Origin of the sequence: Pedobacter terrae (assembly GCF_036946585.1) — a bacterium.
GTDB classification, from domain to species: Bacteria; Bacteroidota; Bacteroidia; order Sphingobacteriales; family Sphingobacteriaceae; genus Pedobacter; species Pedobacter terrae_C.
The window spans coordinates 569659-575993 of the sequence record NZ_JAQIIV010000002.1 but is presented as its reverse complement, the minus strand read 5'-3'; the positions used below and the strand labels follow the sequence as shown (position 1 = coordinate 575993).

The following is a 6335-nucleotide window of genomic DNA, read 5'->3' as shown; positions in this document are numbered from 1 at the left end:
AAAAGAAAATTAGCACCAGCGCTATACAACCTATTTATGGAGGGCTATATGCCCGATAAATTTGCCATTATAGGTACAGGAAGAACCGAATTTACGGATGATAGTTATAAAACTGCATTGGAAGAAGCTGTGAATGAGTTTTCGCGTACCGGAAAAGTTAAAAAAGATAGATGGGAAGATTTTGGAAATACGATTCACTACTGCCCTACCGATTTTGCACAACCGAAAACGTTTGAAAACTTAAAAGCGGCTGTAGAAAAATATCAAAAAGAATTTGGTGCTGGTACCCAGGTCATTTTTTACCTTGCAGTGGCGCCTAATTTCTTCCCAATTATTGCGGAGTGTCTGCAAAAATATAAATTGACGCAGGATGAAGATAATAGCCGCATTGTTATCGAAAAACCTTTTGGCCATGATTTAGAGTCAGCAAAAGAGCTAAATAAATTGTTAAGTACCATTTTTACCGAAAAACAGATCTACCGTATTGATCATTACCTGGGTAAAGAGACGGTGCAAAACATGATGGCTTTCCGTTTCGCTAATGCCTTGTTTGAGCCATTATGGAACAGGTCTTACATTGATCATGTCCAGATTTCGGTAACCGAACAATTAGGTGTGGGCGATCGCGGAGGTTATTATGAAGGCTCGGGTGCTTTAAGAGATATGATCCAGAATCACCTTTTGCAATTACTTTGTTTGGTGGGAATGGAAGCACCAATTAATTTTGATGCGGATGAGATCAGGAACCGTAAGGTGGAAGTATTAAGGGCAATGCGTCCTTTTTCAGCAGAAGATATCCGTTTTCATACAGTCCGTGGACAATACAGCAAAGGTTGGGTTGAAGGCAAGGAGGTTCCGGGATACCGCCAGGAAAAAGGTGTTGATCCTCATTCTAATACCGAAACTTTTGCTGCAGTTAAATTCCATATTGATAACTGGAGATGGCAAGGTATTCCTTTCTATTTAAGAACAGGAAAACGTTTAAATCAAACTTCATCATTAATTACCATTCAGTTCAGAGATGTGCCCCATCAGATCTTTTCATCAGATGTAACTGAAAACTGGCAGCAAAACAGGTTGGTTATCAGCATCCAACCGGAGATGAGTATCCGCATGCAGGTACAGGCCAAAAGACCTGGTTTAGACATGGTATTAAACCCTGTTGATATGGTATTCGACTACAAAGGAACTTATGAGGGCGATACACCAGAAGCCTATGAAACGTTATTATTAGATGCCATGATGGGTGATCAAACCTTATTTATGCGTGGCGATCAGGTAGAGGCAGCCTGGGAACTGGTGATGCCGATTTTAAATACATGGGAAAGCAAAAAATCAATCAACTTCCCTAATTACCCTGCCGATAGCTGGGGGCCTGAAGAAGCTGAAGCACTTATCGCAAGAGATGGTTTCCATTGGTTTAACCTGCCATTGAAGAATAAGGAATAATTTATCCACTGCACGTCACCCTGAATTTAGTTCAGGGTCTTTTCGGATAGATGCTGACCACGAAGTAGCTACAAGACCATTAAAAATACTAATTCTACTTGTAAAATAAATTCAGCATGACGACTTTATTATTGATAAAATGAATCTACTCATATATAAAACATTAGCAGAACTAAACCAGGACCTGGCAGATTATGTAATTAAGATTGCAGAAATGTCTATCGAAGAAAACGATCGTTTTAATTTTGTACTTACAGGCGGTAGTTCTCCTAAATCACTCTACCATTATTTAGCCACCGAAGGGCAGCACAGAATTGATTGGGACAAAGTATACTTCTTTTTTGGCGATGAGCGTAATGTTCCGGCCAATGATGAAAACTATAACGGATTAATGGCTAAGAAAACCATTTTAGATCCGTTAGGAATTAAAGAAGATCATATTTTTTATGTAGACACCACCCTGGCACCAGAAAAAGCAGCTATTGAATATAAGAAAGCAATCGACAAGCATTTTAATGGTGAAGATATTGTTTTCGATTTAATCCTGTTGGGCATGGGTGATGATGCGCATACCGCTTCTATTTTTCCGCACACTACTTTGGTGAAGGATGAAGAAGTAAATGTAGCAGCTGTTTATGTAGAAAAACTAGATACGTATCGAATCAGTTTTACTGCACCGTTAATCAATAAAGCAGATAATGTAGCCTTTTTGGTATTCGGTGAGAATAAAGCCGAAGCACTGAAGCATGTGATTGGTGATACAGAAAAGAATCCTGATCTGTACCCTTCTCAGTTAATCGATCCGATTGACGGTAAATTAACTTGGTTTGTGGATGTGGCTGCGACAAAATTATTAGAAGATTAATCATCAATATGCTGTCGGATGTCCCGATCCGATAGTAGAAACCGTACTGGTTAAGTGTCAGATCGCAACGTCTGACACTACATATACCCTGAATATCTTGAAGAGAAATTAGCGCTCAAGAAAAGATCTTGAAACACCCGTCCGACCGGCCGGGCGGAAGTTCAGGATGACGATGGCGGGAATTATTCCCACACTACCAATCTTCATTTCGACTGGAGTGCAACGGAACGGAGAAATCTAACTGGTAGATTCTCCCACTAAGTCAAATGATTTTCTATTGTGCAGTCGGATATTACCATCCGACTGGATAAGCCAAAATTGCTTGAGTGTTAGATGGTAACATCTGACACCACAAGTTGATATTGCCCTAATCCAGCTTCTCTTCTATCAACAACTTAATAATTCCATCAGCCATACCCACTTTAGGTACATAGATCTGTTTTATACCTGTCCATTTCATTAAGGTCAAATAAATCTCGCAGGCTGGGATGATTACATCTGCGCGATCGGGATTTAAGCCCAGTGTATGAATCCTTTCTTTCAATGAATAACTAGTTAGTTTATTGTACATCGAATTTAGCTTTTGCAAGGATAAGGGCGCATTGTCCTTCTCATCAGACATACGGAACAATTTATTAATATTGCCACCAGTACCTATGCCAGCTAAATGTTTATAGGCTTTAGTATGCTCCTTAACCCAATCTTTCATCTCTTCCCAGGTTTCTTCCTTATCCTGGTTATCAAGCATTCTGATTGTACCGATATTAAAAGATCTGGATGCCTCTGGTGTACCTTTTACAAAAACAGATAATTCAGTACTACCTCCGCCCACATCAATATACAGGTAATTTTTATTTTCGTCTAAAGCCTCTTCTATATGATTGGCGTAAATGATATTGGCTTCACGTTGTCCCTCAATAATCTCTAAGGTAACATCTGCTTCTTTTTTAATCAGTTTAACAATATCTTCTCCATTACGGGCTTCACGCATGGCCGAGGTTGCACAGGCCAAATATTCAGAAACATGGTAAACATCCATTAAATTTTTAAAGGCAATCATGGTTTTTACCAGATCAGCAGATTTTTTCTCCGAGATATGCTGGTCCAGGAATGCATCATCGCCCAATCTTAACGGCACACGTATAAGGGTATTCTTTTTATAATTATATTTTCCATCTTGTTTGCTGATATCAGCAATGAGTAACCTCACCGCATTAGAACCGATATCTATGGCTGCGTATCTTAACATTATGATTGATGCTTGGTTTTTAAATAGTTGTAGATATCTACCTGTGCCCTTATCTTTTTACTTAATCTGTTTTTATGGTATTTGTTGTTGTTTGAGGCATTAATTTGTCTCGATTTGGTATTGTCTTGTAGCTGCAGGTCAATAATGTCTTGAATCTCCTGTTTTACATCATAATCCAGCACCGGAAAACCAACCTCAACACGATGTTCAAAATTCCTGCTCATTAAGTCTGCAGAAGATAAATACATATCGTTTTTGCCATTGTTCCCAAAGATATAAACCCGGGCATGCTCCAAAAATTTATCTATAATACTAATCGCAGTAATATTTTCACTAAAGCCCTTTACACCGGGAACTAAGCAGCAGATCCCACGAACAATAAGCTGAATTTTAACTCCGGCATTGCTCGCATCGTAAAGTTTGGAAATAATGCCTTCATCAGCCAAACTGTTTACTTTCAACATGATATAAGCAAGTTTACCTTGTTTGGCATTTCTGATTTCACGATTGATAAAATTGACCAATTTAGAGCGGCTTTCCAATGGAGAAACGATCAGGTGCTTGAAGCCCCTGGTTACGGTACGCTTGTTTAGCGCATCAAAAAGTTTAACCAGATCGTTGGTAATCTCCTTCTTTGCTGTGAAAATACTATGATCGCAATATATACCTGCAGTTTTTTCATTAAAATTTCCTGTCGCCAGGTTTGCATAGTATACCGGTTTATCTTTTTCAATCCGTTTAACCAGGCAAATTTTAGAATGCACCTTGTAGTCTGTTAACCCATAATTTACTTTAACACCCTCTTCCATTAAGCGGCTTGTCCAGTAAATATTAGCCTGTTCATCAAAACGGGCTTTAAGTTCTAACAGAACAGAAACATGTTTGCCATTTTTAGCAGCATTAATTAAGGCATTGATTACCTTTGAGTTTTCGGCTAACCGGTATAAAGTGATCTGTATTTCAGTTACTTTTGGATCAATTGCAGCCTCACGCAAGAACAAAATGATGTAATCATACGATTGATAAGGCAAATTCACCAAATAATCACGCTTTGCGACTCTATTGAACATGCTTTGCGTTCTATGCAGATCATGAACCTTCAGCGGGATATTCGGTGCATATTCCAATTCCTTTTTACCCACATTTGGGAAAGCAATAAAATCACCAAACTTATGGTAGCGGTTACCCGGAATTAAACTTTCAGCCTCCAGCTTGAGCTTGTTTACCATTACCGTAAGCATGTTTAGCGGCATGGCCGAATCGTAAAGTAAACGCATGGGTTTGCCTTTTTTTCGCTTTTCCAGGCTGTTTTTTAAATCATCGATAAACTTATCACTGATGTTTTTATCAATGTCCAGTTCGGCATCCCGTGTCAGTTGTATGGAATAAGCTTCTAAATGATCATAAGTAAAAACATAGAAAATATCGTCTAAACAATACCGGATAATGTCTTCGGCAAGAATAATAAACTTCAGGTCGTTTGTTTCGGGCAGCACCAAAAATCGCGGTAAATTGGGTGGGATTTCAATAAGCGCATATTTCTCTTTAACTTTTGTGTCCTTTTTGGAAAGTTTAACAAAGAAATAAAGATACCTGTCTTTCAACTCTGGAAAAGGTTTATCCATATCCAGCATGATAGGAACCAGGTTGGACAAAATCTTATCCCTAAAATGATTTTTAACGAACTCTCCTCTGCTCACATTCAGCTGGGTATCGTTTAAAATGAAAATTTTGTTTTGAGCAAGTTCATTAATTAAGGTAGCCTGAAAAAGCTGGTCGAATTTTCTTTCCTGTTTGACAACAATATTTTTAATCTCATTCAGGATTTTTTTCGGATTAAATCCTAAAAGTGCTTTGGCCTTATCGTTCAGATTGGTTAACCGGCTTATTGTAGCTACCCTTACCCGATAAAACTCTTCTAAATTAGAAGAATATATAGATAGAAATTTAATCCGTTCAATCAGCGGAACGGTTTCATCCGCTGCTTCCTGCAGTACACGTTCATTAAAGTAAAGCCAACTGATTTCGCGGTTAAAAAATGGGATTTTCTTGCTTGTCATTTAAAAAAAATAAAAAATCCCTGCCAAAACAGGGATGTTCAAAACTGCATATTAATTTGTTAAATCGATGTTAATTCATTTACATGTTAACGTTAACAAATTTATTTTTGAGCCTTCGCTTTTACAATTCTCTTGGCTATAGGGCTCGCTTTAGAAGCTGTTTTTTCCACAATATCAGTTGCTTTTTCTGACACTTTATTCGCCGCTTTTTTAGTGGAGTTAACCGCATCATTTACCACTGCTTTTGCCGTGTCCACTGGTTTTGCCAATACCTTTTCAGCCTTTGCTTCAGTTTCTATTGCCGCAACTGTGACACTCTGTACAACTGGTTTTGCTTTAGCTATAGCTTTTTTAACTACTTTTTCAGCTGATTTTTCAGATTTACTTACTGCTTTGGCAACAGGTTTTTTCACTTGCTCTGCTTTTTCTTTGGACACATGTAATAAATTATCAATTTTTTGCCCAACATCGGATTTGACAATGGTAAACTTTTTAGTCAGTTTCTTAGCCACCCGTTTACTTGCTTTACCTACCTCCGTGCTAATTTCAGATACATCGTGACCTAAACTTCTAATCACATCTAAGAATTGAGTTGTGATTGACTGTTCAAGTTGTTTTTTAGCTTCCTTTTTTATGATCTTTTTTTGAGACTTCGGCTTAGCGGTTTTCATATTATTTTCGTTTTTTTGTGAGAATGGATTAATTTCTATTA

The 6335-nt window shown here is 38.0% G+C and carries 5 protein-coding genes; 2 read left to right on the top strand and 3 right to left on the bottom strand.

Annotated elements, in window-relative coordinates; genetic code table 11:
• Together zwf and pgl are read left to right on the top strand one after the other, a co-directional pair.
• A partial coding sequence (zwf, locus tag PGN18_RS05065; RefSeq protein WP_335318274.1) for a glucose-6-phosphate dehydrogenase occupies positions 1-1449 on the top strand: 1449 nt, incomplete at its 5' end.
• Between the two features lie 139 nt (positions 1450-1588).
• Positions 1589-2314 (top strand): 6-phosphogluconolactonase, encoded by a 726-nt coding sequence (gene pgl / locus PGN18_RS05060; RefSeq protein ID WP_335318273.1) that lies wholly within the window; start codon positions 1589-1591, stop codon positions 2312-2314.
• A 367-nt stretch (positions 2315-2681) separates the two neighbouring features.
• Here pgl and PGN18_RS05055 read toward each other — a convergent pair whose 3' ends face one another.
• The 3 genes from PGN18_RS05055 to PGN18_RS05045 all read right to left on the bottom strand — a co-directional run bounded on the left by PGN18_RS05055 (position 2682) and on the right by PGN18_RS05045 (position 6294).
• The gene (locus tag PGN18_RS05055) at positions 2682-3563 is read right to left on the bottom strand and encodes a Ppx/GppA phosphatase family protein (protein ID WP_335318272.1); all 882 of its coding nucleotides are present in this window, start codon (positions 3561-3563) and stop codon (positions 2682-2684) included.
• A complete protein-coding gene (gene ppk1 / locus PGN18_RS05050; protein ID WP_335318271.1) occupies positions 3563-5623 on the bottom strand; it encodes a polyphosphate kinase 1 in 2061 nt (686 codons plus the stop codon). The genes PGN18_RS05055 and ppk1 overlap by 1 nt, the downstream gene beginning before the upstream one ends.
• 101 nt (positions 5624-5724) lie before the next feature.
• Complete coding sequence (locus PGN18_RS05045; protein WP_335318270.1) at positions 5725-6294, bottom strand: hypothetical protein; 570 nt, start codon at positions 6292-6294, stop codon at positions 5725-5727.
• Positions 6295-6335: the final 41 nt, after the last annotated feature.